1 protein-coding gene is annotated in these 419 nt (G+C 44.6%); it reads left to right on the forward strand.

The window, feature by feature from the left end:
* Positions 1-362 (forward strand): acyltransferase family protein (locus HFC70_RS26475; RefSeq protein ID WP_210259470.1); only part of this gene is annotated, 362 nt, incomplete at its 5' end.
* Positions 363-419: the final 57 nt, after the last annotated feature.

Raw genomic sequence — 419 nt, forward strand, 5'->3', positions numbered from 1 at the left:
GCTACTTCTCCTACATGCTTTACGAGCGCTACGAGCGCCACCAGTGGCTGAAGGTCAGGCTGGAGCGAGTGGCGATCCCGCTGTTGAGCTCCATCCCGCTGATCACGGTGCCGCAGTTTTTCATGCTGAAATATTTCACCGATAAATTAAACGGCTGGGATGAATTTTCTCTCTATCAGAAAATAAATGTAACAGTTTGGGAATTGGTTTCTCATCTGTGGTTCTTATTGACGCTGTCATTGTTAACCTGCGCCTGTTTTTATCTGTTCCGTAAAATCAAGCGTCAACCCCGTGAACATATTCCAACGTTAATAAACAGAATGCACGGATTAGGAAACATCTCACTGTATTTCTTTATTTAGGCGGTATGCTATTCGGCCGCGCACCGTATTATTTTAATTTTCGCCCCACAGCTATTA

Source organism: Agrobacterium sp. a22-2, from assembly GCF_012276985.1.
Classification (GTDB): Bacteria; Pseudomonadota; Alphaproteobacteria; order Rhizobiales; family Rhizobiaceae; genus Allorhizobium.